This is a genomic window from Hallella faecis (assembly GCF_018789675.1).
In the GTDB taxonomy this organism is placed as follows: domain Bacteria; phylum Bacteroidota; class Bacteroidia; order Bacteroidales; family Bacteroidaceae; genus Prevotella; species Prevotella faecis.
In genome coordinates this window covers 13,014-39,923 of sequence record NZ_JAHKBE010000027.1, presented here as the reverse complement: position 1 = coordinate 39,923, position 26,910 = coordinate 13,014, and the positions used below count along the sequence as shown (strand labels likewise).

Sequence of the window (26,910 nt, the reverse complement as noted above, 5' to 3'; positions counted from 1 at the left end):
ATACCAAGATGACCTCTATGCGTCCACGACTGAAAGAATTAAACGACAATCCCTATATTACTGGTAATATGCCTTTCTATTATGGTTCTGTTGTAAACAATAAATTTAATAGTTTGGAATCTGACTTGAAGTGGAGTTCACCAGAACAGATGGTAAAGTGCTATCTTGCTAGCATTATATTGCTTATTCGTAACAAGGTGTTAATGGAGGGTGGTAACTTGCCTAGTACCCGAATAGTTTGGTTCTATCCAACGAGCATGTCAATGAATCAATTGAATATAATTTCTAATATTTGGAATCAATTGTATTCTGATTATATCGGTCCAAACGCTAACACGTTATTGTCTTCTATTCCAGAGTCCATAGCTCCTTATACTTATTATCAAGGTAAGTTTGGGGCTGGTGTAAACGTGTTGACGATAGATATTGGTGGTGGAACGTCTGATGCATATATTGTAGATAATAATGCCAAACCTGCATTTATCACATCGTTCCGCTTTGCTGCAAACTCTCTTTTTGGTGATGCTTTTAAAAGAGCTGGTGCAGACACGAATGGATTTGTGAAGAAATTTAAACCAATGATGGAACAGGCATTGAATGCAAATGGACTGGCCGTTGTGACAAATGTTTTGTCAGAAGTGGAGCATTCACAAATATCTGCAGATTATATATCGTTGCTCTTTACATTAAAAGAGAATAGCGATGTGGTTTTGAAAGGTTGTCAAGATAATTTGGATTTTATGAAAATGTTGCAAAAAGAAGAAGGGGCTAAAACATTGATGCTCATTTTCTATGCTGCGATTATTTATCATATGGCGGTATTTATAAAGGCAAAAATAAATGAAGGTAACTCAAATGTCCGAGAACCAGAATTTATTGCTTTCAGTGGAAATGGCTCTAAGCTATTAAATATCCTTGGGGTAGATACTCCTGTTGGAGCGACTATGCTTTCTGAGTATACCAAGAAAATGTTTGAGAAAGTAATGGACTCTGATTATCCAGCCCACGGAATTAAAGTTATCACAGATCCGTTGCATCCTAAAGAGGCTACATCCAAAGGAGGCTTGTTGCTAAATACAATTCCTTCTCCTATACAGATACGCAATATGTCAGCAACATTATTAGGTACAAAGGACGCTCGATTTGTTGGAACAGAACAGTATGCTAATTTAACAGATGATGATTTTGAAAAAGTAAAGGATGCCGTGAATGACTTTACTCAAAAATTCTATGAGCTGGCTCAGGAAATGAATTTGAGTGACGCATTTGGTATTATGACTTATGCTAATTTGCTTAAATTTAAGCAATATTTTACTTCAAATACTGTTAATAGAACAAGAAATGCACTTAACTTCTATCATAAGTTGAATGCTCCAACTCCTATTGAGAATACTTTGTTCTTTTATCCGATTACCCAGTTGTTAAATGAGCTTGCTCCTTTAGTTTTGTAAAAATGAAAAAGTGTCTATTATTAATAACGATGATGGTTTTTGCTCTCTGTGCCTCAGCACAGGGAGCATTCCCTAGTAAGCAAAAAATTGCCCAACAATGTAATATTTTACAAGATAATATTAATTTGTTGAAAAGTAAATTGGTAGATATTAGAAATGCAGAACAAAATAAAATTCTACAATCACCAAATGCATTTGTTGAACAAAAACTACTTGCTTCCAATGATAGCTTAATGGAAAAGGCGAGTCAAATTGTTAGTAAAGCTAAGATATGTTATGAGCAAGATACTACGTCAAATAAGGTGCCCTTGGCTTTGAAAACGGTTAGTGAAGGTTTAAGTGCTTATGTAGATGCCATTTTTAAAGAGCAAAATCTTAAAGAGATCAATGTAAAAGACGACTTTGAAAAAATCATCAATGATCAACTTGCCAAATTTGATTATGCTTTACAAAGTTTGGAGGTATCAGATGAGGAAATGGATAATTCTAATTCAGATACGAGTGTAACAGGTAAAAACGTGGAAGATAAATCGTTGGATTTGTCGATGATCTTGGAATTTATCGGATTTGCGGTTATTTTATGCATTATTGGTATAGTTTTTTTATTTATGAATTCTAATTATTCTAAAAGCCAAAGAGAAATCCATCGGTTGAAAGAAGAACTAGAAAAGAAAATCTGTAAGAATAATGACTATATTTCTGACTTGTTTGACAAGCTAAAAAGTTATCGTGGTAATATAGAGAGTTATGCGATTCAGACTGGATTAACCGAAAAGCAAATTCGAGAAATGATTCTTTCAGAGATTGATAAATACCAAAAGAGTATAGGATACAATTATGGTAGAAATTCCATCCAAAAACAGTCGGGGAACTCAGTACTGATTCATAGTGAAAAAGGACAAGTTGTGAGAAGCGATGTGAAAAAACAAGACGATTATCGTCTTTATGGGCAACTTCAAAACGACGGATCTTTTAAAGTCTCTCAGAGTGATTCACGCAATGCTTTTTATGTTTTGAAAATGAAAGATAGTAAAGCAGAACAGGCAGAGTTCTTCTTGAAAGAATTTGATAACGAAACAGCTAAGGCCATAATAGAGGGTCGCCAAATGCATTTAGTACCAGCTTGTGATATAGAATATTCTGCTAGTCCTCAGCAGATAATTGTAGTGAAGCCGGGAATGGCAGAGAAACAAGGTAATTCGTGGGTTGTAAAGAGCAAGGCACAAATTAGATTGGTTAATGCATAAATGCTAAAGGGAATATACTATGTTCATAGTCTTGTTTTATATATTGTGCATTCTTTTAGTTCTTCTGATTTTGTTTCGACTTTTAGGAAACAAAAATGCGAAACAAATATGCAGAATCCTTGACCGGCTATTTATTGATATTATTCTAAGAAAGATTGTAGAAAATTATGATAGTCGGCATAAAAAAATAAAGAGGAATGTAGTTGCTGAATCTAAGTTTCATGACAGTAAAGAGATTGAAAGACTTCAGAGTATTAGCAAGGACTTGTTGGAAGAAAACAAAAGATTGAATGTTGCTTTGGAAAACTGTGAAGAGGAAAAGGAGTATCTTTCAAAAGAAATGAATGAGTTAAAAGAAACCAATGAGATATTCTCTGATTCTATAGCAGATTTACGAAATACTATCAGGAATCTTTCGTTTGAAAAAAATAAAAATATAGTAAACAATATTCCTAGTAAAACTCATAAAAATATAGACAAAACAAAAGATGGCTGTCTTTATGCGGAGCCTGATGCAACGGGTACTATTTTGCGTAAAATTTCTGCAAATGAAACAAAGTATTCTCTGTTTAGATTAGAATTGTTGAATGAGCAGGTTTGTAAGTTTTATGTTTTAAACAATGCATCAACGCCAATGTATATAAACAATAGAAGCGTTTCTTTGTTAGCATGTCAAATTCTAGAAGTCGCCCTAAATCCTACTAAGTTTGAAGTCGTAGAAGCAGGAACTGCGGTGAAAAATAATAGCAATTGGATAGTTATGGAACCGGCTAAAATAAAGATTTTATAATTTATGATAGAACTTTTTTTAATTATAATCATTGTTGCCATATTGATATGCACACAGATATCTTTGGGTAAAAGCGCTAAGTCAAAAATTGATATTTTGAAAAGTGTTTTTAATTCGTTATCAAAGGCAAATGAAAATAAGTTTGAAACACAAACCATCTATGTTCCCAAGCAAAAAATCAAGGTTGTAACCTGGAGGGAGATCAAAGAAAGGCTAGGAGCGTATTGTGTAAATACTCCCTCAAATGAAGACGGAATACAAGTAATAATCATTAATAATGAGAATGAAGTCGCAAAAGAAATAGAAAATTCAATTAATACATACTTGATAAAGAATAAAGGTGCTGTTAGCGACTTTAACCTTATAAAAGATATAGTGGAACGAAATTGTGATGCTGTTGAATCGGAGATAGAGTCAGTAACACCTTTGCCACTGTATTTAGGATTAGTCGGAACAATGCTTGGTATTATTGTGGGGTTAGGTGCTATTGGTTTAACGACAGGTTTTGGAGATATACAGCAGGTGGTTGATTCCTTGATGTCTGAAGTGGCTTGTGCAATGGTTGCAAGTCTTGTAGGTGTATTGACTACTACATTTATTTCTTGGAAATCTAGAAAATGTAATGTTGTTATCGAGGCTGATAAGAATAAATTTTATACGTGGATTCAAACCGAATTGTTACCTGTTCTTTCTAGCAATACGGTTTCTACTTTAACACTTTTAGAACGTAATCTGAACAAGTTTAATGCAAGTTTTGGAGATACTATAGTAAAATTAGATGAAAAACTTTCCAAAGTAGGAGAGACTTATGAACAGCAATTGGAAATACTGAGAAGAATTGAAAACCTAGACATGTCGCAAATGGCTACGGCTAATGTGAAAATCCTAAAAGCGCTGGATTCTTCTTCAAAAAATCTCGAAGACTTTGCGCAATATATGGATAATTCTACCATGTATTTATCTGAAGTTCGTAAGTTGACTAAACAAATGGATTCCCATTTGAAAGAAACTGAAAGTCTGGAGATTATAGCAGAGTTCTATAAAAAGCAGATGAATGAAATAGCACTTCGTCAGGATGCGATTAAGTCTTCTGTTATTTCCGTAGATGATACATTGCAGAAAGCCTTAGCTTCGTTACAGGCAAATGCAGAGCAAGGTTTGTTTGGGCTAAAACAAACTTACGTGAAGCAGCAAGATGAAATGGAGAAATTGGCTTTACAGCAAGGCACGGCATTAATGGATAAATTAGCAAAGCTTGATTTAATTGTGGAATTAGTACATGAAATACAATCTATGCCAAAGCAAATTGGTAACATGGAAAAAGCTTTGAATAATGCTATAAAGCAATCGGATAATGCTGCAAAAGCAGAAATCAATGCTATCAATAATTTGGCAGAAGCTATAAGGAAGAATAGAATATCTAATACTAGTGGTAAGACAACTTCTAGAACAATAAATGAAAAAGTTTCTGAGTTTATAGAAAGAGGAGGATTTTTATCTAAAATATCTAATGTTTTTAAGAAGAAAAAAAAGAAAAGTGCGACCACAATAGAAGCACCAATGTCTGAAAATAATGCCGACAGTCAACCTAAAGGACAATGGTATGAGCAAGGAAAACAAAAGAGAATAACAAAATAGTGAGTTATGAAGAAGCAAAAGAATACATACTTTTGGACTAGTTATTCTGATTTAATGACAAGTCTATTTTTCATTATGTTGGTTTTGTTTGCTTTGACAACTATAATGCTTAAAAATAAAAATGACGCAACGGAAAGAGAACTTGAAAATATTCGAAAGGTAGAGGCTTCTACAGAAGATTTACGGGGAGAATATTTTGAGTATCGTAAAGATTACGAAAAATTCATACTAAAAGTGAATTGTAATTTTCCTGTCGCTCAATATACTCTGACTAGCGTTAATTCTGAAACTCGTGCGAAATTAGCTGCAGCAGGGAAGCAAATTGAAGATTTCTTTAAAAAGCATAGTACTAATCAGTATTTGCTTATTATAGAAGGACAGGCTTCGTATGATAATGACAAACTCACATGGAGTAACTATGAGTTGAGTTTTAAGAGAGCTGCGGCATTAGCTGTGTTTTGGCAAGCCACTTGTAAGTTGAATTTTGGTTCTAAATGTGAGTTACAGATAGCAGGAAGTGGTGATGGGCGTTTTAATCCTAATTCTATGCGAGAGTCAAATGAAGTGTCAAATCAGCGTTTCTTGATTTATATTATACCTAAAAACATTTTGAATAAGCAACAAGATATAGAATGATGAAAAAGTTTTTATTTGCAATTCTCTGTGTTTTTCTATCTGCATGTGGGGGAACACAACAAAAAAATAAAAAAGTATCTATTCAGTCGTTAGAAGCTAAGCAGGCGTCAGGGGTCGTACTGATTAAAAATACATATTATTATAGTATTGATTTTGATTCAAATCTTACTGTTTATTTTACGGGTATAGATGATGAAGGAAATGTTCAAGGAGTAACTTTTGATGAAAATGAAGTTGAGCCAGTAACGTGCTATGGAACAGGATTTTTTGTTTCAAAAGATGGCTTGATAGCTACAAATGCACATGTGGCTTGTCCTACATTTCCAACAAATGATGTTAGGGCGGCAATAGTTGATGCATTCAATAATTTATCGGATAAAGTAAAAGATGCTGTTAATCAGCAAACAGAACGTTTAGGGGAGCTTAGACTGCTAATTGATGCTGGTAATTCTGAATATATGAATCAATACCAAGAACTTGCACAGAAAAGAGACAATAATCAAAAACTAGTCAATGCAATAAATCGAATCAATTCAGCAGAATGTGATTATTCTCGTCATAGTGATATCGGGATTGCTTTTAATAATACACATGTAAGGAATACTAATGATTTCTCTGATTGTATTACTGTGGCTTCAGATGAAGAACATGATTTGGCTCTAATTCAATTGAAAACAAAAGAAACTCCTAAAAAGGCATTTGTTTTTGACGTTATTGCGAGAAAAAATTCTAAACGCTCAAAGCGAGGCGGACTTGATGGAGATAAAAGGAAAGCAGCTTTCTTAACAGGAAAAACTTTATATATGATAGGTTTTAATTTGGGACCACAGTTAGCTCTTACGAAAGAAGGGCTTAAAGCGCAGATTACTAAAGGTGAAATTAGCCAGAATACGGATGAAGACAAAATCATGTATACAATTCCTTCTCTTCATGGTTCTAGCGGGTCTCCTATTTTAGACACACAAGGTAAAGTTGTCGCTATTAATTTTGCAGGTTTAGACAAAACACAGAATTTTAATTTTGGAATAAAAGTAGGCCATCTTGTCGATCTTATTCAAGCAATAGAATGATTATGCATAAATATTTTTTTTTACATATATGATCAACGCATTAATTCATACTGCTGTCCGCATCATTATTGGATGGCTGCTTATAGAGAGAGTTCCAGCATGGTTGAATATTCGTGGTATTGTTGCTACAATACTTAAAGTTATAGGAGTATTGATAATCATCAGTGCTTTGCTTGACTGGATTTAACGTAAATGCGTAACTGTCTTTCTTTAACAGACTGACAGTTGCGTTTGTTTTTTACTAATTTCAACTGGTTACTTTTACACCTGCCTTCACATTAATGATAAAAACTTTAGACGATGTGCGCGACACGAATAGCGTATGAGACAATGAAGAAGTATATTATTGTATTGTTGGGAATTATTGGTTGTGTATCCTGTAATGATTCTTCACAAAGTCGTCGTTATATGCAGAGTCAGGGCTATACAGAGGAATCTGCTGATTATGTAGACGAATCTGAGAGTTCACAACAAGTGCAGTGCCCAATGTGTGGAGGAACCGGTGTATTTGATTTTATGCCTGGTGATGTTATGGCTCCCAAACAAACCTGTACTGGATGTGGTGGAAATGGAATAGTGACAGCTGAAACCGCCCAACAGATAATGGAAACTAAAAGACAAGCTGATGCTATGATGGGTGGTGGTAACTCATCGTATGGTGGTAGCGGAGGTAAGAGTGTATCGGATCTTCAATATGAGTTAAAGAAGGCTTATGAGACTTTGGAGGGTATGGTATATGACAGAGATATGTGTACCAGCGTGACTCTCCGTCCTCAGTATGACCGTATGATAATTGAACAAAAACAGAGGATTGCAGAACTTGAGCGACAGCTCAGTGAAGCATCGTATTGATAATGATAGAGGTTGTGCCCGACACGAATAAAGGGTAAAAAAGAATGAAACGATTAGTGCTATTTTTGATAGCTTTTTCTTTATTTTTGTGCGCTAATGCACAAATTAGAGATACGTTCTATGGGTGCAAGCTTGGAGTGACAACAAAGAAGCAGTTATTGGATAATCTCAAGCAGTTAGGACATGAATGTCTGTATGATAAGGAGAATAAATGTTATTACATTAAAAATGTAACATTTGCAGGAGAACGGTGGAATTTATGTCAATTTGAATTCTATAAAGATACATTGGCTTTAGTAGGTTTTGGACTTCTCTCAGACAATGAAGATGTTGTCGATTTATACAATCGAAACCTTGAAAATGTTAAAACAAAGTATAGCGAAATTGAGGGCAAAATGACAAGTGATAATCAAAACCGTAAACTATGTTATTTTGATGATGGCATTGTAGTATTGAGTATAGGTTATAAAATAGAAGAGGGTAATCATGGTTGTCTGATATATCAAAGTAAAAAACTTATAAATCAGATGCATGAAGATGCATATAATAATATATAGTCTCGGCAAGTTCTCAATAGAAGTGCAAAAAGGTGAAGGAAGTGGTTGTTTAGTCAATCTCTTCCTTGGCATTATTGGTGGTTTAATAGAATGAGGATAAGAATAATCACATATATTCTCCTATTGCTCTCTTTGTCTGTCTCCGCACAGACAAAGAGAGCTTTGGTTATAGGGTTAGGCGAACAGCAAGATAAGGCTTGGAACAAAATCAATGGTGATAAGGATGTGCCGCTTGTGCAAGGAATGTTGAAAAGCGCAGGATTCAAGTCGGTAACGACATTGGTGAATCGGCAGGCAACAAAGACTGGTATCATTGGGGCATTCCGGAAAATGGCGGCATCTTGTAGGCAAGGAGATGTGGTGTATATCCACTACTCTGGACATGGACAGCAGATGACGGATGTGCATAATGACGAGAAAGACGGCCTGGATGAATGTTGGATTCCGTATGATGCTTGTCGGAAAGCAAGTACTACGTATCATGGTGAAAGACATCTGACGGACGATGAACTGAATGTGTATCTCAATGCTATTCGTAACAAAATCGGAGCAAAAGGAAAACTCCTTGTGGCGATAGATGCTTGCCATAGTGGTGATGGCACTCGTGGAGAAGATGATGAAATAGTACGAGGTGTGGAAGACACGTTGGTGGTTGACAGCCAATATGCTCGCGGCTTATATGAAACCTTTGAGGCGATTAAATCGTTCTTCGTTGGTGACAAAGGCAAAGAGAATGTCATTAATACTAAGGCAAAGCCATTGGCGGAACGATGGATTACCATCAGTGCTTGCAGAAGCGACCAAGTGAATATCGAGATGAAGAAACCTACTGTTGGTAAACTGACATACGCATTGTGGAAAGAATTGAAGAATATTGACAAGGTTGGCAATGATGAGTTTATGAAGCGAATCCGAAAGTTCGTGAACCGCAATACCAGTAGCAGACCACAACAGCCAGAAATGACAGGTGAGGACAGTAACAAATACAATATAACAGACATACTGAGTAGATAGAATGGCAAAGACAATACAAATGCGTACAACGCAACAAGAGAAAGAAGCCCGGCTTGTTGCTGGAATGTACGATAAGAATAGAAAAATACAGTCGGAACTGTATGCTTATTGCTCGAAGTACTTTTGGGCAAACTACCGTGGCGTGTTCTTCGCAGATGAGGAATCTGCCACGGAAATTTTCCAAAACACATTCATTGCGATGTGGGAGAATATCGAGCGCAGGAAGATTTACGTGAGCGATGGCAGAGTGATGGGCAAGAACAACGAGCCTTTGAGCGGTAGCATCCTCACCTATTTTATGGGGATTGCTCGTATCAAGTATTTGGAATGGGTAAGGGAGCAGCCAACCTATGCTGACCCAGAAACAGAAATGGGACGAAAGATAAAAGAAGAAGGATTTGATGCCCAGCAATACATCAATATGCTATATGATTCGGAGGACAACAAGATGCTTGACATCATTGCTGATGTCATATCACATATGTCGGAGCGGTGCTGTGAGATATTAAGCAAGTTCTACTATGAGGAAAAGGACTTGGACACAATCCTGTTGGAAATACCGACAATCGGCTCAAAGAACGCTCTTAAAACGAAGAAGCATAAGTGCATGGAGTCATTGCGTACTTCAGCACGAAACATTTATCACAACTATTTGAACTCATAAAATGGCAGATGGATATGGACAATATTAATTTTCAAGACCGGATAGACGAATACTTGCTTCATGATGAAACCATGTCGGAGGAAGAGAAGGTACAGTTTCTGAAAGAGATAGAAGAGGATGCAGAGAAAAAGGAGCAATATGAGTTTACGAAGAATGTTAAACAGGCGATTGTGAGCCGTGGAGAGAAGTTGAAAGCCATGACAGAGTTTCAAAAGGAAATGAAGTCTCACTATCACAGAAAGACTTGGCTTTGGATTTCAAGCATAGCTGCCGTATTGGTTATCGGTTTCTTTGCCATCAATCCTCTGTTTGTAGAAAACTCCCCTACTGACAATGTGCGTGGCGATGAAAACGATGTGTTTGAAATGACAGCACCAGCAGATAGTATTGATACCGACTCAATATCTTCCGACACGATAACTTCATTACATAAATAAAACTAAAGATAAGATGATGAACCATAAACGTTATATATCTGTCGTTTTTATTTGGCTTTTATCCACCTGTAGTATATGGGCGCAGACAAATCCGTATAGATTTGGAAGCCCTAATTATTGGATGGCTCAAGGTTCTTTGGATATTAACTCAGGTAAATTTAATCTTGCATACGAACATTTGCAAAAAGCCCAAGAGGGGTATCGTAATCTTGGAGATGTGGAGTTTCAAATACAAGCAACAGAAGCTATGGGAGCTTTGAAGGCAGGATTGGGTGAATGGGAAAAAGCCAACGAACATTATAAAGATGCTTTGCAAATAGCAACAGAAGCCAACGAGGATTTCTTTCAATCAAAAATTATGGTTGACTTACTAGCCCTATATCGAACAGTAGGCGACATAATTGGGTATAATCAGTATTTGAAAGCGTTGGACTCTCTGTATCATGTATCCAGTTCTGCCAAACTGAAGACCATATATCATTTATATTGGTCAAATGAGTATTTGGCACGAAAGGAGTTTGCTATGGTTGAGACGCAATTGCAGCAATGTTGGGATGTGATGCAGGATTTGTCTTTTTCTGACAGAGAACAGGCAAAGTTCAATTACTATAGTTGTATGATGAATTTGAAACAACAACAAAAGCAATACAAAACTGCTATCAGATTTGCTAAGAATTATATAGATCAAACTAAAAAATTGAACGGCAGGAATAGTGACCAGCAGTACCAGGCATTTAGTAACTTATGTACACTTTATGCCTTAGACAAGGATAGTACGAAAGCCTTTGCTTGTCTGGATAGTTTGGAACGTGGTGTTGGTCATTCCTATCAAGACAAGGAAGTGATAGCTAACTTTTACAATATAAAAGGCAGTTGTTATGCCAATTTTGAGAAATACGAAAAAGCAATAGAGTATTTTGATAAAGCATTGAATACTCTCGCTGATAAAAGAACGGAAGATTCACCATCAAAATTCACAAGTTTACAGAATAAGTCTGAAGCCTATTTCGTGCTTAAACGTTATGATGATGCTTTTGCAACGTATAGTGAATATGTAGAGGCATGCAAGAATAAATTTGGAGATATGTCAGGTTCTTATTATCAGACAGTGTTCACATTAGCCAATATTGAAGGAGCTCGTGGGAATGCAAACGAGGCAGACAGTCTGTTTCGTATTTCTATGACTCAATTACTTTATAGTATGAAACAACTTTGGCGATATTCGACTCCGACACAAAGAGAACAGTTCTGGATGGAAACGCTGAATAACCTTAGTGGTATGGCCACATTTGCCATAAAATGCGGAAATCTCAATAGTGAATTAACTGAAACTTGTTATAATGCTTTATTGTTCTCAAAGTCCTTGCTGCTTGAAACAGAAAAATCGGTAGTTGATATTATCCGCAATGAAGGAACTGATGAAGACATTGCCAATTATCGTAATCTCTTGGCTATAAACAATAGACTTCTTGCATTGAGAAGCAACTATGAATACAATAAGCTTGAAATAGATAGCTTAACGATTCGCCAAAGAGAGTTGGAACAACGGCTTAGCTACAAATGCCAAAGTTACAACGAATATGAGACATATCTTGACATAAACTATGAAAAGGTTAGGAATTGTCTGGCTGATAATGAAGTTGTGATAGACTTTTCTGATTATCAAACAGAAGATTCCGTCCGCCAATATGTAGCATATATATATGACAAGAGTAAGAGACATCCTCTTTTAGTAAAGTGTTTCGACCAGCAGCAACTTGATTCCCTTTTAGATGGTATGCAAAGTTTTACACTCTACAATTATGAGCAATTGCAGGATGGGGCTTTTAATTTGATTTGGAAATCAATCGGAGCAAACATTACTGAAAGAAGTACTGTGTATTATATTCCATCAGGCATCATGCATAGCATAGCATTAGAAGCTATTCCTCTTTCAGATGGAACGACATTAGGGCAGCATTATGAATTTGTAAGATTGACTTCCGCAAGAGAAATTGTGAAAGTTCATCATTCTTGTAAAAACAATAGAACTGCTACGCTTTATGGAGGATTGCAATATAGTTTGGCTCCACAAAAGATGGAAGAAGAAAGTAAGGCGTATGAAAAATCTGATTTGGCAGCGCTGGTGCGTTCTGAGTATGGAAAGTCCGGTTTTAAGGATTTGCGCAATACGAAAGATGAAGTTAAGAAGATAGAAAAAACATTGGAGGACAATGGGGTTGCAGTAAAAGCCTATTCCGGTTCTAAGGGAAATGCAGAGTCTTTTGTGGCTTTAAGTGGTAAATCTTCATCCATAGTACACATAGCTACACATGGCTTCTATTATACTCCTGATGAGGCAAAAGACAACGATTATCTTAGAGGTTATACCGATGCTATGTCTTTATCAGGATTAGTGTTTGCAGGAGGCAATGCAGCCTGGTTAGGTAAGAAATATTCTGATGGCGTACTTGGTGGTGTGTTGACAGCTAAAGACATAGCAAATCTTGATTTCAAGGGAACAGAATTAATGGTTCTTTCAGCATGTAAGACTGGACAAGGTAAAGTGACAGCAGAAGGAGTGTTTGGTTTACAGCGTGCCTTCAAAAAAGCTGGTGTTGGTACCATCATCATGTCGCTATGGAATGTAGATGACAAAGTTACTTCTGAATTTATGACTACATTCTATGAATGCCTTGCCGACAAGAAGAATGCTTGGAACAAACGTAAGGCATTTGAGGAAGCCAAAGAAATCATCAGACAGAAGCATCCCGATCCATTCCATTGGGCTGCGTTTGTAATGTTGGACTGATGGAAATGGTTACTTTTCTTCCTCTTCACTCATAAATGGCAAAAACAAAACAATTGTGATTATGAAGCAGGAAGAAATTGTAAACGAAATTCGCCAAATGTGTGGTCAAACGATACTGATGCCCTCTTTAGGTTGGCATTTCAAGTACAACGGACAAGTGTATTTCTATGTTGTGGGTAAGGATGAAAGCATGGTACGCTTCTGCATTCCATTTGTGGCAAGACTTCCCTTGTATGATAAGGAGTTGCTAAAGGAAGCCGTAAATGAGACGAATAGAAATGTGAAGTTCATCAAGGCTCTTTTGTCTGAAAAAGATGATGCTAAGGTGTCCTTGGATTACGACCACAAAATTACAGATCAGGAATCTGCCAAGGACATCGTACCGCACATCATCAAGTCATTAGACTTTGCGGTTGGATTTTTGGAGAGAATAGTAAGGCAAATCAATAACAATAACTGAAAAAGTTGCGCCCGACACTTATAAGGGTTATATAAACGATGGAACCAAATCCTTTTAACATATTAAATGCTTATGCCGATTGTTCTGCCAAAGAATTGGCTGCAAGTAAGGCAAGGCTTACAGCTTTCACCTCTGTTGGGAAAGTTGTAAAAGATTTGGTGGTATCGGCAAGTGGAGAGAAACAACATAATATAACCGCAGCACAAATACAGGCAGCATATAATACATTGCAACAGCCAAACAACAAGATAAGTTATGCGCTTCTATGGTTTTTCAAACCTGAGGTAGTTGAACTTAGAGAATTGCTTGAACATGGAACTGTTTCTGAGATTGCTTGTGGTTTTGAAAACTATTACGATAGACTTGATGATAAATCTCCAAAGCCGTTGTGGTTATTGCAAGACTTGACAACAATAAATCTACTATCAGAAAATTGTATAAAAGCATTAACATTCGCATACGAGATATTTCCACGCACACAGGAATGGTTGGATAGTATAGGTTGTGAAACTTTGCGGATGTCTTCGCAAGAATTAGAGACGCTATTTACAGCCTTGTTAGAAGAAACAGGACATAGGATAGAAAAAAGTCAATTATATCTTTCCCTAATAGAACGGTATTTAAAAGAACTAAAAGGTAATAGTTTCGATCTACACGTGTTGGGCGAGAAAGTTCTTCTGTTGGAAAAGTATTATTCTGAGGTGGAAACTTTTACAGAAAAGACTCAGTTGGGAATTTGGTCTGACAGATTGTCAAATGAGGCTATGCGAATCATCAATGAGAACTTTCCGTTTTGGACAAAGTTGTTTGCCAAGTTATTTTGGTGTAATTCTTCAGATGAAATAAAAAGTAAAGCTCTGTATGCAGCAACTATACTTGACAACATAAAGAAACTATTCAACTGTTCAAATAGGATGGAAAAGAAAATTGAAAAGAAAAGCAATGCTTTAGCCAAATTTGAGCCACCACTGTTAATTGCTGTTCCAGGAGGAATGATCGGAGGTGGTATCATTGGAATGGGGTTATTTGTTTGGTTTCCTATAAGATGTATTTTATGGGGAGTTTTCTCAATATTTTGCGATGGTAAATTAATAAACACGGTTGATACTTTTCTTATGAAATGTGCCATAAATACAGGAATGGCTCTTATTATGAGTCTACCTATTTGGCTTACATTATTAATATTGTTAGACATTATTTCTGGCAACACTATCTTTGTAATATTGGTATGGATTGCAATTGCAGGAATTGTCTTTTTTGTAACAAATGAAAAAAGATAAGATGGACAAACAAATAATTAATCTTATATTGCAGATGGCAACAGAGATAAATCGTATGGAAACCAATATGCTTCGCATGGATTCTGTCATAAAGGGTTATTCGCAACTTCAACGGAGCATAAAGCGTATGAAGGCGTATATGGCAAGTTGTGGGTTCGAAATAGTGGAAATGACAGGCAAACCATATAATATGGGAATAATTGCTGACGTGGAATTCATAACTGACGACAGTTTGAAGCAAGGAGAACAATATATAAAGACGGTAAATCGTCCGCAAGTTAATTATAAGGGTGTTATGATACAGAAAGCAAATATCATAGTTGCTCAAAACTTATAAAAAGGAATTATTATGGGACAAAATAGAATGGAATTTGGCATTGATCTCGGAACGACCAATTCGAGTATATGCCGTATTGTTAATGGAAAGCCTGTTATACAAAAGATAGAGGTTACAGATGATACTATGCCGTCATGTGTGTTCTTCAACAAAAAGAAGAACATAGTGGTTGGTGCGGCAGCATACCGCAACATGCAGAGTGAAAGAAAAAGAGCCACACTTACATGGAATACAGCTTCTTCAAATGCTTTTGTTGAATTCAAGCGTACAATGGGGACTGACACGACATACCATAGTTCTAACATGGATGCGGATTATTTGTCTGAAGAATTGTCTGCGGAAGTATTGAAACGTTTGAAGTCTTATGTCGGTGATGGTACTGCAGTGAATGAGGCTGTAGTAACCGTCCCTGCCAAGTTTACTGTTAACCAGAAAACTGCAACCATGAAAGCGGCAGAGTTAGCTGGTATTACCCACTGCGAACTTATTCAAGAACCAATAGCTGCAGCTATTGCTTACGGCTTCAATGCAGAGAGTAAGGATGGCTATTGGCTGGTCTTTGACTTTGGTGGTGGAACTTTCGATGCTGCCCTTATTCGCTCTGCCGAGGGTGTCATTCAAGTATTTGACACAGAAGGAGACAACTACCTTGGTGGCAAAAACATGGATTATGCTATCGTTGATACGTTATTGGTTCCTTACTTACAGAAAGAGTATGCTTTGGATGCTACAATCGCTGATGAAAGAAAGCATCAGGTGTTGCGTGAGGCTATGAAACCTTTCGCTGAAGAGATAAAAAACAGCGTGTCGTTTAATGACAAGATTGACATACTCTCCAATTTGGGAGAGCTGGGAAGCGATGAAGACGGTGAAGAGATGGAACTCGATTTAACTCTAAGCCGCAATGATGTATTTGCATGTATGGCTCCGCTGGCACAAAAGGCAATAGACATATGCCTCGCTTTGCTGGAACGTAACAATTTGAGCGGAAAAGACCTCCACAGCATATTGTTGGTTGGGGGCCCTACATACAGCCCTCTCATAAGAGAAATGTTGAAAGAACGGCTTGGGGCGATGGTTGATACAAGTGTCAATCCGATGACGGCTGTGTCTGTCGGAGCGGCATTGTATGCTTCCACGATAAAGTCTGAAACAGGGGATGTTGAAAAACAGAATGAAGAGGCGTTACGCCTTGACATGGAATACGAAAGCACATCTGTAGAAGATTCAGAATGGATTGCCGTTAAATGTGGCCAACCGGTCAATGAAGGGAATATCAAAGTACGATTTATCAAAGAGGATGGCTCTTGGGAAAGTGAAAGCATAGAGGTGGATTCTGTCGGAAATGTTGTCGAGGTTCAACTGGACAATGGAGCAAATGTATTCCGTGTAAAAGCATCAGACATGAAAGGCAATCCGATTTCCGTACAACCAAACTCAATCTCTATCATGCAAGGGGCTAAAGTCGGAAGTGCTCCATTACCTTATTATATAGGCATCTCTGCATGGGACTCACGCTATGAGAAGAGCGTATTCATGCCTTTGTCTGGTCTCGAAAAGAACCAGTTGTTGCCAGCAGAAGGCTATCTTCTTACGGAGAAGACAATGAATGACATACATCCAGGCAATGAAGAAGATAAAATTATAATTCCTGTCTATCAAGCCGATGAGTTTGTTGAGGGAAATTCTTCTGTATTGTATGAATATGTGGCAGATGTGGAACTGTCAGGCTTAGAGATTGACAGATACATACCTGCTAATTCTTCTGTTGAAGTGAAGCTCAGTGTTGACACGTCTGAAATGATGGATATGGAAATTCACTTCCCTGATTTGGATTTGACTATCAACAAGCATCTTGACACATTGCGCCACCAATCTGTTACAGAAGCATCAGAACGCGTACAACGTGACTTGCGCTTAGCGGAGAAATCGTTGGATTACTTGCAATCAAAGGGGGTTGACATTCGTGATGAAATTAGAATGCTAAACACTGTAAAAATGGAAAACGAATGCTCACTGGAGAAAAAAATGGTACTTCAGCATCTGAAAGAGCTTTATAGGCGTATAGAACAAATGCAGTTAAAGCAAAAGTTGGATGATGAGGAAGAAAATCTGAAGACTTGGTTACAACAACTGAAACGCCATCAGCTACATTATGGCAATTCGGGCACTGAATCTCATATTAAAGACTTGGAGAGAGCTGTCAACAAAGCAGTATTCCATCGTGACTTGAACAAAATGCAAGAACTTGTTGATGAAATCTCAAGCATAGACTACCACATGGCAAAAGCAGACCATATGAGGTCATGCTATTACAAGTTTATGCGTGAAATAGAAGATAAGGAAAAATGGCATGATCAAGATGCCGCACGCAGTCATGTAGAAATCCTTGGGAAATTGCTGAAAGAAAATGCACCAATAGAAGAGCAGGAGGAAGAGACGCAAATATTGTGGATGTTGTATAAGTCGCAAGAAGACAAAGCTGAAAGTGTTTCCAATGAGAACGAAGACTCCAGTCAATTGTTGTACCATTAACAAATAAAAATAGGTATGAATATAACCAACCACGATAACAAGGAGAGTCTTTGCACCATAAAAGACAGAATACGTGCAAGAAAACTCTTCTCTGAAAAGGAGACAATATTATCAACTCTGGCTATCATATCGTTGCTTGATGAACTTCACAAAGTGAATAGAAAGTTGGGATATATAAACATAGTGGCAAGCAATTTTGTGTGTACTTCAAAGATTGAATCCAATAATATTGTCATGATTGATAATTCTATTGACGAGAATTTGTCGGAACATTATCCTCCACAATGTACCAATGAGAATGTCTGCCAAGCTCCAGAATACTTCCATGGCAAATTTACCGAGTTAAGCGAAGTGTATGCCATCGGAGCGTTGATGTATGAAATGCTGTTCGGGATTGAGCCTTGGGCAATAAATGTGGACATGCTCGATACGACGATGAGAACATTAGTGCTGTTGAAGATGAAGCGTAAACCTTTGTTGATTCCATCTTTGAATGGACTTAATCCATCCAATGAACTGATGACCATCATAGGCAAAGCTACAGAATATCAACCAGAAAAACGATACCAATCACTTGAAGACTTAAGGACTGCCATTTCAAGACAATTGTCTTCTTCAGTAAAGGACAAAGAACAGCATCGAAACATTCGTCGTGGCAATGGATTCGCAGACATCGCAGGAATGGATGACTTGAAAGAGAAAATCCGTTATGACATTATCGATGTGTTGAATGATGCCGAACGAGCTAAGGAACTTGGTATCACCATTCCCAATGGCATATTGCTGTATGGACCTCCTGGATGTGGAAAGACTTTCTTTGCCGAGAAGTGTGCCGAAGAAATGCAGTGCCATTTCATGTATGTGAAATGCTCAGATGTTGCTTCACCTTACATTCATGGTGGACAGGAGAAAATTGCAAGGTTGTTTGAAGAAGCAAGAGAAAAGTCACCGACACTACTCTTTCTTGACGAGGTGGATGCTTTGCTGAGGACGAGAACCAAACAACAGAATGCAAGTGAGTCGGGAGAGATTAACGAATTCTTATGCCAGATCAACAACTGTGGAGAATCTGGCGTGTTTGTAATTGCCGCCACAAATATGCCAGAGGAAATCGATGAAGCTGCATTGAGAGCAGGACGATTGGAACGAAAATACTATATTGGGGTACCAGATGTGCAAACCATAGAAAAGTTATTGGAAATACAATTGAGGAAGCGAAAAACGGACAGCATAAATATCAAAGAAGTCGCCAAACACTTACAAGGAAGAGTGGCAGCAGATGTCAAGTTGCTAGTGGATGTTGCCGCGAGACTAGCATTTCGTAACCATTGTAACATCTCTACCCAACTTCTTATAGAAGCTGTTCGGACAACACCACCAAGCGTCAGCAAGGCGGTGATAGAAGAGCATTTGCGTATAAAGGAGAAATTTGAACAAAAGCAAATAGAAGGAAAGAGAAGAAGAATTGGATTCCAATAAAGAATCGGGGATGTCGCAAGCCTAATTGTAGTCAACAAAAGGTTACTTCTTGACTCTATATCCCATAAACTGTCAAATAACAAACTTAGAAGTTGTGCCCGACACAGAGTAGGGTCTTAAGATATGAAATTATGTATAAACAGTGGATGCAAACATGAATTGGACGATTATCAAGAGAGATGTCCATATTGTGGTTGGTCACAAAAATCATTCAAAATCGACAAGTCAGACGAAAAAAGGAATGCAGATTTATCAAATACTACATTTGATCAGTACATCGATTTTTCTAACGAAGCATTTGTTCCGCATAAAGAGAGAAATGCCTTTGTTTCAATATGGTTATATTTCTCGATCGTTGCTAATGTATTAGTGAGCTTGATAAACTTCTTCCCGAAGCAGGCATGGGGAAGTAATTATCCTGATGCAGCAATACCTTTATCCATAGTAAGTGGAGTTTTTGGAGTAATCAATATTATAGCCATCGTCATGCTTTTGAATTGGCGTAAAAGTGGATTCTTATTATTAACCATATCAAGTATAATTGGAGGACTTTTAGCTATGCTAACATCATCATTCCCAGTTGGACTATTGGGTATTGTTGTTTGGTATTTCATTCTTCAAATAAAAAAGGAAGGAAAATCATGTTGGGAACAATTGTCATAAACAAACAAAAGAGTAATTGTTATGGGAATATTCGATTTTTTCAAACACAAATGTGGCTATACCCAAAAGGGACTTACTTTTGAAGATTGCATCGTAAAGATGTTTTCTTCGTCAGGAATCAGCCCCAATCGAGAGGGAAACAAATTTGCAACAGAAGTAGAAGGCAAACATTGTGTGTTCAATGTCGCATTAACCTGTATAGAAGGTAATAGCCTGCTTGTGTATGTTCCTTTTCCTATACCAGTAGATGCTAATGTAGCATTTGCTGCTAACTACGAGGTTAAAAGAATTGGTAAAGAAGCTGCTGGTGTTTTGCCTGAGGCACAGGTTTATTTGTCAGAAAAAGAAGACGGTTATAATATTATTGTGGCCACAGTGAAAGAATTTGAAGAGTTGTCAGACAACACTTCAGATGAAATTCGAAACTTAATGATTCGTTCGGTCGATATTCTCGATGACAAAAACTTCGAATCGTTGGCTGCCGCTATATTCGGGTATGAGTCATACGAAGAAGCAAAGATGAATATGCACGCAAAATCTACAGGTGGAAATAATGTGTCAATCAAACTGAAAGATGGATATAACGAAGTTTTAGGTGATGCCCCCAACCTAAGTAACTCACGATTTGCAGGACGGCTTATGGCCTGTGCGATGAACATTATAGCCAAGAAAGGTAATGATGAAATATTGGAGCAAGCAACCGAAGCGATTCAGAAATCTTTTGACAGTTACATTCAAATTGCTTATGATATTGCGAATGAAGAAGAACGTGATTTGATAAGAAAACTCCGATACCTTGCTAAGGCTAAGAATAAAGATGATACAGATGAAAATGATTTTATACAAGGTAAGATGGAGGGGTTAGTAATCTGTAATGATAATCCATGGGATTTGGTGTATGAAGAGGGAAAGTCCAATGATATAGATATGTCAGAAGAAGAAAAACTATATAGGGAATTATGTTTATCACAATATCAAAGTCTACCACTTGTACAAAATGATTTGGGGGAAGATATGGCATTAGTGACTCAGGTGATTGGGCGGTATTGGAAACCACGTTACTTGATGGACAAAGAGGCAAGATGCGCATACGAGTTCATGTCTATTGATGAGGTGCTGCAAATCGTGACAGATGAAGATATTGACTGGGATAGTCTGAAAGGGCTTCCACAAGATGCTTTTGATAGAGCGAAAGCGCATTCATTTCATTTTCCTGGTCATGTATATCAATATAAGAATGGCGTGGCAGAGGTGGAATGGCAGCTTAACCCTGATGGTATGTACTATCGTGATGAGGACGGTTTCGGTATGACAGATGATGAAGAAATCAATCTTTATGGAACTATTGACAGAAAAGGTAAGGTTGTAAAGAAGTTCACTTTGAAAAGATAATCAATCAGCAGGATTATTCTGAAAGTATAAGAGAGCAGAAGGCTATGTAGTTTGTATTCCATGGTCTTCAGCTTTTTGTTTTCCAATGCAGTTTTTTTTTCTGATAGTAAATGGTTACTTCGGTACTCTATATCTCATAAACAGACAAATAACAAACTTAGAAGTTGTGCCCGACACGGATTAGGGTATTGAAATATGAAGTCATTAGCAAGTATCTTTGTAGTATTGTTCTGCATTATAGTCACTTCTACAATTGTAAGTTGTGACTCAAAACCTTCAACTGCGAGTGGTTCATACGCAAATGAAAACATATATGAGGAAGAAAGTCAGAAGACGTTCCCATGTACACTATGTAGCGGATATGGTGTTTATGCAGGATATACATGTAACAGATGCGGAGGAACAGGAAGATTGTGGCTGATTATGTAGAGACACGTTCTAACTCTGATGTCTCCTTCAAAGGACGGTCTTTCTTTTATGGAAGATGTAACAGTGGGTGCGGTTGTCAAATTTATGAGCACAAGCCTGGGCATACAGAGTGTGTTAATTGTGCTGCACATGGATGCTCTACCTCCAAACTCTATCATAAGAAAGAATATTGATACATCTGAAATATGAAACATTTAGTGGTTATATTGTTATTTTCCATGTTTAATCTGGCAATTAATGCTCAGACTTCAAGTTTTTACGTTCGCCAAGCCCAATCGTACCAGCGTGAAGCTGCATATTATCTGCGGCAAGCGGAAAGCTACCAACGAGAGGCGGATTACTATAACAGACAGACACAAAATAATTTAAGAGAAGCCGAGTATTATGTAAGACAGAAGAAATATGACAGGGCGAAGATATATCAAGACAGGGCGAGGAATATGGCAGACAAAGCTTTGGTATATTCTCATAAAGCAGACAAAGCAAGAGATAGAGCTGATGACTATACCAAAAAGGCCAATGCTATGTTGAGTAAGTAAGAATAAAAACAAGAAATTTAAGATGAAAAATTGGTTCGTATATATGATAATGATGTTGTTCCTTGCAAGTTGTTCGGAACAACAAATAATGGAAGAAATGGCTTCTGCAACAAAGTTGACAGAACAGAAACGTTTGATTGTAAGTCCGCAGGACTCAGTCATGTCATTGCTCTATCAAGCTCGCTGGGGCGATGGTTCGGCATATCTGAAACTGGCAGATTGTTATCGAGATGGTATCGGTGTGAAGAAGGATTTCTTCGGAATGATTACTATGGCTCACATGGCAGAGGGGCGTGGAGCAATCAATCGCATAGATGACTATATCTACGGCTTGCCAGATGGTAATGATTACAAAACATTATTTCTCCTAATGGATGGCTATAAGTCGTATATTCAAGAGGATTCAGACAGCATAGAGCATGTACTACGTGCAAGCGACAGTCCTGAAGCAAAGACTCTCCTCGGAATGATTACTGTTGACCAAGGCGACACAATATCGGGGATAAATATGATTAAAGAGGCTGCATATCAAGGTTGTTCCTTGGCAGAACTGCTGATTACCATACCTGACTGGAAAGGCAGACTGAGAGCAGATGCAACAAAACTTGCCATAATTGCTCATCGTGTACCTCTCGCCAATCTGATTCTTGGCGACCTCTATTATGAGCCTGATGAGAATGGCAAATCAAACAAGCAACTTGCTGTGGAATATTATATGAAAGCAGAAGAACATGCAGTATTGGGACGCCATGGTGCTGAAAGAGTGCTCGACTATTACAGAAATGGAGGTAACATCCAGCTGACAGAAGACGATATCAAGCGATTGGAACTGATTGTACAACCTAAAGGTGTAGAAATGGAATGAAAACAATAACACAAGCATTTAGAACATTATTGGTATTTATGCTAATATTCTATTGCGTAGGTGTCTATGCTCAGAGAAAAGAAGTTTCCTATTTCAACGATAGTGTTGAAATTTGTCCATTAGCAGACAAAGAACTTATAGACTCATGCTACAAACTATTAGATAGAAATATGATGTTAGAAACAGATGGTATGTATGGGCAAATAGCCGTTATTGATGCCACAACATCAGAAGTATTAGCATGGGCATCATTGGAGAAACAGTTAGATGACGATTGTGGATGGTGTGGTGACATGGTATATGTACCATTCAAGAAACAGGTTTGTTCCACAGATATTTTTGTACCCTTTATAGCTGCAAAATGTTTAGAGAAGTCAAATACGTCTTTAGGGAAAATGGTCGATACCGAATGCGGAATATTGGAAGTTAATGATAGTCTAAAAATACGTGACCATAATTGGCGAAGAGGTGGCTATGGAAAAGTTACATTTGAAAAGGCGTTACTGATGAAGTCACGAATCGGAATGTACAAGGCTTTCATGACCATGCCAAATGGAGCGGATTTATGGGAACAAGCGTATGATACCATCCAAAAGAGTAATGCTATAGAGTTGGCAATCTCCTTTAACCAAATGTATCATCAAAAATCATCTTTGGAATATGTCAAGAAAATAGCTACTGGCATTTTTGAGAAGACAGGCATACAACATCGGCTTGCTCCAAGAGGTATTAAACTGGCAGGTATATACAACATTCTACAATGTGATGACAATAAAAGAAGTTCGGACGAATTTACATTCGTAGGTTGCTTCCCTGCTGATAATCCGAAATATACCATCGGTATGGTTGTTATTCGTCCACATAAACTTCCAGTAACTATTGGAATGTTGAGCAAAGAGGTGAACCTACTGATTGAATGGTTGATGAATAGAAAGAAGTAACAATAAAAGTTGTGCCCGACACGGATTAGGGAAATCGATATGAAGAAAATTAAGATTACAGAGCAGATACATGTCCTTGGAACTACGTTTAAGGATATTTACGAGATAGCAGACTATTCGTGTAAGGAAATGCCCAAGGATGGTGTATATGTAGGGCAGCTCGTGAGACATCATCTTTGGTTTGATGAATGCGATTATCTCAGCGACAATTATTGGCATCGTAGCTTTGTATTTGCAAAGTCAAAAGATGAGGTTGAAAACAAATTGGAAAAGTTAAGAGAGTTTCAATTCCCTGGATTTAGGGAAGAATGGGCTCCAATGATTTACTGGGACGACGAATACGATGATATGAAAGTAACAGATGATATTACACTATGAAAAAACTTCTGTTTATATTCCTTATGCTTGCAGTTCTTACTGGCTGTCATGGTTTGCGTATGGGAGTCGGATTAAAAGGGGAAGTCATTGACGAAGATACCCTTGTCTTGGATGGTGATACGTTCACTATTCAAGAACGAATTGGTGACAGTCTGTTTATCGTTTGGAACTATGAACATTCCGATGAAAAGACACCATGCTACCTTCTAAAGTATGAACGTAATGGCTTCTATTATCCTCAAATTGGAGCAACAAATATCACTTCTATTGACAATACCGTCAACTATGTGAGCATTGACGACAATGATGTTTATGACATTAAGGATAGAAAGATATTGTTCTCATCTCCATGCTGTGAGTCTGGATTTTATTATCTTGGTCAGTGGAAAAGCTTACATCTTTTCGCAAGTTCTGATACGATTTGCTTCTCTGATGGAAAATGTGTTGGACTCCAAGATGATGTGTTTTGTCGCAAACCTAAGAAAGAAGGTATGGTAACTTTGGTGGCAGGGGCACAAACAAAAGATGTTTCATTCGGTGACTTATACAACGCAAAGAAAAAGAGTGATGCCCCCGATACGACAACAGAAAGATTGGCAAAGAACTATTATATCAAGCCAAGGAGTAAGTACGAACGGATGGAAGCTGGATTTAGTGTTGATTTGGATATACCGAAAGGTGATGCTGAGTCTGACAAGGCTATTCGGGAATGGATGATGGCTGCTATTAGAGACGATGCGTTTTATCAGTTGGAAAACAATCGGGGCATTCCTGTTGGGAAGTGTACATCGTTAAAGGATTTACAGCTTTCTTTGGATAAATATGGTGTGTTGTGGGAGAAACTTTGTCGGGCAGAGTATCAAATAGAAGATACATTGGAGCTTAGAATGACTTGCAATATAAGAGTGAGGAAAGTGGCAGACTGTGATGACTATACCACATACTATTATTGGGCAAGCCTTTACAATGGAGGACTTCATGATTTGCCTCGTGAGTATTATATCACATATGACAAGCAAAGAGGAGGATTGCTTGATGTCGGCAACTCTGTGAAGCCATCCATGATGCAACGGTTCCGACATATGGTTTTGGAAAGTTTGAAGAAAGAATACGATTTTTGCTACGAACGTGAAAATTCATGGGAGGATTTCACGCATAGTATTTTCTCTTTCCATTGTCCAATGATTGATACAAGCGGTATGGACGAGGTAATGCGGTCATTTCTTGTACATAATTATTCTTGCGATGATTGGGCTGGATGGAATGGTTACAACGAAAAGGCATTTACCGAGAAGGATTTTCCTTTGACTCACTTTGCCGTACTGCCAGAAGGCATTGTCTTGACATATCATCCTTATCAGATTGATTGCTTTGCTGCAGGCGAATACCATGCAGTTATACCTTTCAAGGAAGCTAATAGATGTTTGATGTTCGACTATTCCAAGCATGAGGACTTGAAACCAAAGTTGCAAAGATTCATCAAGTGGTAAAAATGACAATATCAAGAATAATATAAGAGAAAAAGCTACGTTACTTATATATAAAATGTTACATTTGCCTCTATACTATCATAAACTAAAAATAATCATAATATGGAGATAAGATATGCAACAATAAGTAAGACCGGTAGAAGGCATAATAACGAGGATGCTTACAAGGTCATTGATATGCCACAAAACAACCTGTTTATGGGAATAGTATGTGACGGCATGGGAGGTCATTCCTTTGGCGAGGTGGCAAGTGAGGCAGTCTGCGATGCCATTTCAAAATACTGGCAGGATAATACAGACACTCCAGATAGTGACCAAAAAGTTGTTATGGCTTGTAAAAAGGCTTGTAATGCCATCAACCAGAAATCCTATGACCTCAGCCATGCAGAGATGGGTACTACGATGGTCATGGCCAGCATTGAAGGTGACAAGGCGACAATAGCCCATGTGGGCGACAGCCGTTGCTATCTGCTAAGACAAAGTGAGGGATTACTTTACCAGACCGAAGACCATTTGCGTATCGATTTCGGATGGGAAGTTGTGTCACGCTGTTTCTTCAGCTACCGTCCAGAAGTCGCTGTTCCCGACATTAGGCAGTTCACCATTCAGAAAGGAGACAGGATATTACTCTGTTCTGATGGCTTGTACAAGAGCATGGCACCCGACATCCTGCAAGCAAGGATGTTGGACGACAAGCCTTTGGAAGATATACTCGATGTATTTGATTTTCTCTGTCAAAAACAAGGTGATGACAACTATACGGCAATATTGATTGAAATAGAATAAAAGAGAAACAAGATGAGAAAGATACTATTAGGAATTGATTTGGCTATTTGTTCATTGTGGACTATAGCCGCATTGGGAAGCAGAATGGCATGGGTCGGTACTCCTGCAACATGAAATCTCATGTTTTCTGAAGAAAGTTGATATAATATCAACAACTCTTCCACTCTCTTATAATGAACGATAAAAATG

At 37.7% G+C, this 26,910-nt stretch carries 25 protein-coding genes and 1 pseudogene; all 26 read left to right on the top strand.

What is annotated here, in order from left to right; translation table 11 throughout:
* Window positions 1–1,451 (top strand): annotated as a pseudogene (locus KM934_RS07655) (hypothetical protein); the annotation flags it as partial.
* A gap of 29 nt (window positions 1,452–1,480) precedes the next feature.
* Complete coding sequence (locus tag KM934_RS07650) at window positions 1,481–2,698, top strand: hypothetical protein (protein ID WP_215760031.1); 1,218 nt, start codon at window positions 1,481–1,483, stop codon at window positions 2,696–2,698.
* A gap of 19 nt (window positions 2,699–2,717) precedes the next feature.
* Window positions 2,718–3,488 carry a hypothetical protein gene (locus tag KM934_RS07645; protein WP_215760030.1) on the top strand — a complete coding sequence of 257 codons (771 nt, stop codon included), beginning with the start codon at window positions 2,718–2,720 and terminating at the stop codon, window positions 3,486–3,488.
* Between the two features lie 3 nt (window positions 3,489–3,491).
* Window positions 3,492–5,126: a hypothetical protein gene (locus KM934_RS07640; protein WP_215760029.1), complete on the top strand. Its 1,635-nt coding sequence runs from the start codon at window positions 3,492–3,494 to the stop codon at window positions 5,124–5,126.
* A gap of 6 nt (window positions 5,127–5,132) precedes the next feature.
* Entirely contained in the window at window positions 5,133–5,762 is a 630-nt protein-coding gene (locus KM934_RS07635; protein ID WP_215760028.1) for a hypothetical protein, read from the top strand.
* Window positions 5,759–6,832: a S1 family peptidase gene (locus KM934_RS07630; protein ID WP_215760027.1), complete on the top strand. Its 1,074-nt coding sequence runs from the start codon at window positions 5,759–5,761 to the stop codon at window positions 6,830–6,832. Before KM934_RS07635 ends, KM934_RS07630 begins: the two co-directional genes overlap by 4 nt.
* Before the next feature lie 28 nt (window positions 6,833–6,860).
* The gene (locus KM934_RS07625; protein ID WP_215760026.1) at window positions 6,861–7,019 is read left to right on the top strand and encodes a hypothetical protein; all 159 of its coding nucleotides are present in this window, start codon (window positions 6,861–6,863) and stop codon (window positions 7,017–7,019) included.
* Between the two features lie 143 nt (window positions 7,020–7,162).
* Window positions 7,163–7,684: a hypothetical protein gene (locus KM934_RS07620; RefSeq protein ID WP_215760025.1), complete on the top strand. Its 522-nt coding sequence runs from the start codon at window positions 7,163–7,165 to the stop codon at window positions 7,682–7,684.
* Window positions 7,685–7,728: 44 nt separating this feature from the next.
* Window positions 7,729–8,241 (top strand): hypothetical protein, encoded by a 513-nt coding sequence (locus KM934_RS07615; RefSeq protein ID WP_215760024.1) that lies wholly within the window; start codon window positions 7,729–7,731, stop codon window positions 8,239–8,241.
* 90 nt (window positions 8,242–8,331) lie between these two features.
* On the top strand, window positions 8,332–9,255 hold the full coding sequence (locus tag KM934_RS07610; RefSeq protein WP_215760023.1) for a caspase family protein: 924 nt from the start codon (window positions 8,332–8,334) through the stop codon (window positions 9,253–9,255).
* A gap of 19 nt (window positions 9,256–9,274) precedes the next feature.
* Window positions 9,275–9,919 (top strand): RNA polymerase sigma factor, encoded by a 645-nt coding sequence (locus KM934_RS07605; RefSeq protein WP_215760022.1) that lies wholly within the window; start codon window positions 9,275–9,277, stop codon window positions 9,917–9,919.
* Window positions 9,920–9,933: 14 nt separating this feature from the next.
* Complete coding sequence (locus KM934_RS07600; protein ID WP_215760021.1) at window positions 9,934–10,356, top strand: hypothetical protein; 423 nt, start codon at window positions 9,934–9,936, stop codon at window positions 10,354–10,356.
* 13 nt (window positions 10,357–10,369) lie between these two features.
* A complete protein-coding gene (locus tag KM934_RS07595; protein ID WP_215760020.1) occupies window positions 10,370–13,147 on the top strand; it encodes a CHAT domain-containing protein in 2,778 nt (925 codons plus the stop codon).
* Between the two features lie 61 nt (window positions 13,148–13,208).
* Entirely contained in the window at window positions 13,209–13,607 is a 399-nt protein-coding gene (locus KM934_RS07590) for a YbjN domain-containing protein (protein WP_215760019.1), read from the top strand.
* A gap of 38 nt (window positions 13,608–13,645) precedes the next feature.
* A complete protein-coding gene (locus tag KM934_RS07585) occupies window positions 13,646–14,887 on the top strand; it encodes a hypothetical protein (protein WP_215760018.1) in 1,242 nt (413 codons plus the stop codon).
* A complete protein-coding gene (locus KM934_RS07580; protein ID WP_215760017.1) occupies window positions 14,874–15,224 on the top strand; it encodes a hypothetical protein in 351 nt (116 codons plus the stop codon). The genes KM934_RS07585 and KM934_RS07580 overlap by 14 nt, the downstream gene beginning before the upstream one ends.
* Window positions 15,225–15,236: 12 nt before the next feature.
* Window positions 15,237–17,759, top strand: a complete 2,523-nt coding sequence (locus KM934_RS07575; protein ID WP_215760016.1) for an Hsp70 family protein — start codon at window positions 15,237–15,239, stop codon at window positions 17,757–17,759.
* 15 nt (window positions 17,760–17,774) lie between these two features.
* Window positions 17,775–19,238 carry an AAA family ATPase gene (locus KM934_RS07570; RefSeq protein ID WP_215760015.1) on the top strand — a complete coding sequence of 488 codons (1,464 nt, stop codon included), beginning with the start codon at window positions 17,775–17,777 and terminating at the stop codon, window positions 19,236–19,238.
* Window positions 19,239–19,361: 123 nt separating this feature from the next.
* Window positions 19,362–19,901: a hypothetical protein gene (locus KM934_RS07565; RefSeq protein ID WP_215760014.1), complete on the top strand. Its 540-nt coding sequence runs from the start codon at window positions 19,362–19,364 to the stop codon at window positions 19,899–19,901.
* Between the two features lie 21 nt (window positions 19,902–19,922).
* Window positions 19,923–21,293 (top strand): hypothetical protein, encoded by a 1,371-nt coding sequence (locus KM934_RS07560; RefSeq protein ID WP_215760013.1) that lies wholly within the window; start codon window positions 19,923–19,925, stop codon window positions 21,291–21,293.
* 614 nt (window positions 21,294–21,907) lie between these two features.
* Window positions 21,908–22,261 carry a hypothetical protein gene (locus tag KM934_RS07555; RefSeq protein ID WP_215760012.1) on the top strand — a complete coding sequence of 118 codons (354 nt, stop codon included), beginning with the start codon at window positions 21,908–21,910 and terminating at the stop codon, window positions 22,259–22,261.
* Window positions 22,262–22,283: 22 nt separating this feature from the next.
* Complete coding sequence (locus tag KM934_RS07550) at window positions 22,284–23,126, top strand: hypothetical protein (RefSeq protein ID WP_215760011.1); 843 nt, start codon at window positions 22,284–22,286, stop codon at window positions 23,124–23,126.
* Window positions 23,123–24,067 carry a penicillin-binding protein 2 gene (locus tag KM934_RS07545; protein ID WP_215760010.1) on the top strand — a complete coding sequence of 315 codons (945 nt, stop codon included), beginning with the start codon at window positions 23,123–23,125 and terminating at the stop codon, window positions 24,065–24,067. Before KM934_RS07550 ends, KM934_RS07545 begins: the two co-directional genes overlap by 4 nt.
* Window positions 24,068–24,106: 39 nt before the next feature.
* Window positions 24,107–24,445, top strand: a complete 339-nt coding sequence (locus tag KM934_RS07540; protein WP_044073006.1) for a hypothetical protein — start codon at window positions 24,107–24,109, stop codon at window positions 24,443–24,445.
* On the top strand, window positions 24,442–25,935 hold the full coding sequence (locus KM934_RS07535) for a DUF3298 domain-containing protein (protein WP_044073007.1): 1,494 nt from the start codon (window positions 24,442–24,444) through the stop codon (window positions 25,933–25,935). Before KM934_RS07540 ends, KM934_RS07535 begins: the two co-directional genes overlap by 4 nt.
* Window positions 25,936–26,037: 102 nt before the next feature.
* Window positions 26,038–26,721, top strand: a complete 684-nt coding sequence (locus KM934_RS07530) for a PP2C family protein-serine/threonine phosphatase (RefSeq protein ID WP_215760009.1) — start codon at window positions 26,038–26,040, stop codon at window positions 26,719–26,721.
* The last annotated feature ends 189 nt before the right edge of the window (window positions 26,722–26,910 follow it).

What these genes read in the sequence shown, in the direction of transcription:
- KM934_RS07630 (WP_215760027.1), top strand. Translation starts at nt 5,759, where the DNA reads ATGATGAAAAAGTTTTTATTTGCAATTCTCTGTGTTTTTCTATCTGCA.
- KM934_RS07615 (WP_215760024.1), top strand. Translation starts at nt 7,729, where the DNA reads ATGAAACGATTAGTGCTATTTTTGATAGCTTTTTCTTTATTTTTGTGC.
- KM934_RS07625 (WP_215760026.1), top strand. Translation starts at nt 6,861, where the DNA reads ATGATCAACGCATTAATTCATACTGCTGTCCGCATCATTATTGGATGG.
- KM934_RS07620 (WP_215760025.1), top strand. Translation starts at nt 7,163, where the DNA reads ATGAAGAAGTATATTATTGTATTGTTGGGAATTATTGGTTGTGTATCC.
- KM934_RS07610 (WP_215760023.1), top strand. Translation starts at nt 8,332, where the DNA reads ATGAGGATAAGAATAATCACATATATTCTCCTATTGCTCTCTTTGTCT.
- KM934_RS07635 (WP_215760028.1), top strand. Translation starts at nt 5,133, where the DNA reads ATGAAGAAGCAAAAGAATACATACTTTTGGACTAGTTATTCTGATTTA.
- KM934_RS07540 (WP_044073006.1), top strand. Translation starts at nt 24,107, where the DNA reads ATGAAGAAAATTAAGATTACAGAGCAGATACATGTCCTTGGAACTACG.
- KM934_RS07585 (WP_215760018.1), top strand. Translation starts at nt 13,646, where the DNA reads ATGGAACCAAATCCTTTTAACATATTAAATGCTTATGCCGATTGTTCT.
- KM934_RS07535 (WP_044073007.1), top strand. Translation starts at nt 24,442, where the DNA reads ATGAAAAAACTTCTGTTTATATTCCTTATGCTTGCAGTTCTTACTGGC.
- KM934_RS07650 (WP_215760031.1), top strand. Translation starts at nt 1,481, where the DNA reads ATGATGGTTTTTGCTCTCTGTGCCTCAGCACAGGGAGCATTCCCTAGT.
- KM934_RS07575 (WP_215760016.1), top strand. Translation starts at nt 15,237, where the DNA reads ATGGGACAAAATAGAATGGAATTTGGCATTGATCTCGGAACGACCAAT.
- KM934_RS07530 (WP_215760009.1), top strand. Translation starts at nt 26,038, where the DNA reads ATGGAGATAAGATATGCAACAATAAGTAAGACCGGTAGAAGGCATAAT.
- KM934_RS07545 (WP_215760010.1), top strand. Translation starts at nt 23,123, where the DNA reads ATGAAAACAATAACACAAGCATTTAGAACATTATTGGTATTTATGCTA.
- KM934_RS07550 (WP_215760011.1), top strand. Translation starts at nt 22,284, where the DNA reads ATGAAAAATTGGTTCGTATATATGATAATGATGTTGTTCCTTGCAAGT.
- KM934_RS07560 (WP_215760013.1), top strand. Translation starts at nt 19,923, where the DNA reads ATGGGAATATTCGATTTTTTCAAACACAAATGTGGCTATACCCAAAAG.
- KM934_RS07570 (WP_215760015.1), top strand. Translation starts at nt 17,775, where the DNA reads ATGAATATAACCAACCACGATAACAAGGAGAGTCTTTGCACCATAAAA.
- KM934_RS07645 (WP_215760030.1), top strand. Translation starts at nt 2,718, where the DNA reads ATGTTCATAGTCTTGTTTTATATATTGTGCATTCTTTTAGTTCTTCTG.
- KM934_RS07555 (WP_215760012.1), top strand. Translation starts at nt 21,908, where the DNA reads ATGAAACATTTAGTGGTTATATTGTTATTTTCCATGTTTAATCTGGCA.
- KM934_RS07565 (WP_215760014.1), top strand. Translation starts at nt 19,362, where the DNA reads ATGAAATTATGTATAAACAGTGGATGCAAACATGAATTGGACGATTAT.
- KM934_RS07605 (WP_215760022.1), top strand. Translation starts at nt 9,275, where the DNA reads ATGCGTACAACGCAACAAGAGAAAGAAGCCCGGCTTGTTGCTGGAATG.
- KM934_RS07600 (WP_215760021.1), top strand. Translation starts at nt 9,934, where the DNA reads ATGGACAATATTAATTTTCAAGACCGGATAGACGAATACTTGCTTCAT.
- KM934_RS07595 (WP_215760020.1), top strand. Translation starts at nt 10,370, where the DNA reads ATGATGAACCATAAACGTTATATATCTGTCGTTTTTATTTGGCTTTTA.
- KM934_RS07590 (WP_215760019.1), top strand. Translation starts at nt 13,209, where the DNA reads ATGAAGCAGGAAGAAATTGTAAACGAAATTCGCCAAATGTGTGGTCAA.
- KM934_RS07640 (WP_215760029.1), top strand. Translation starts at nt 3,492, where the DNA reads ATGATAGAACTTTTTTTAATTATAATCATTGTTGCCATATTGATATGC.
- KM934_RS07580 (WP_215760017.1), top strand. Translation starts at nt 14,874, where the DNA reads ATGAAAAAAGATAAGATGGACAAACAAATAATTAATCTTATATTGCAG.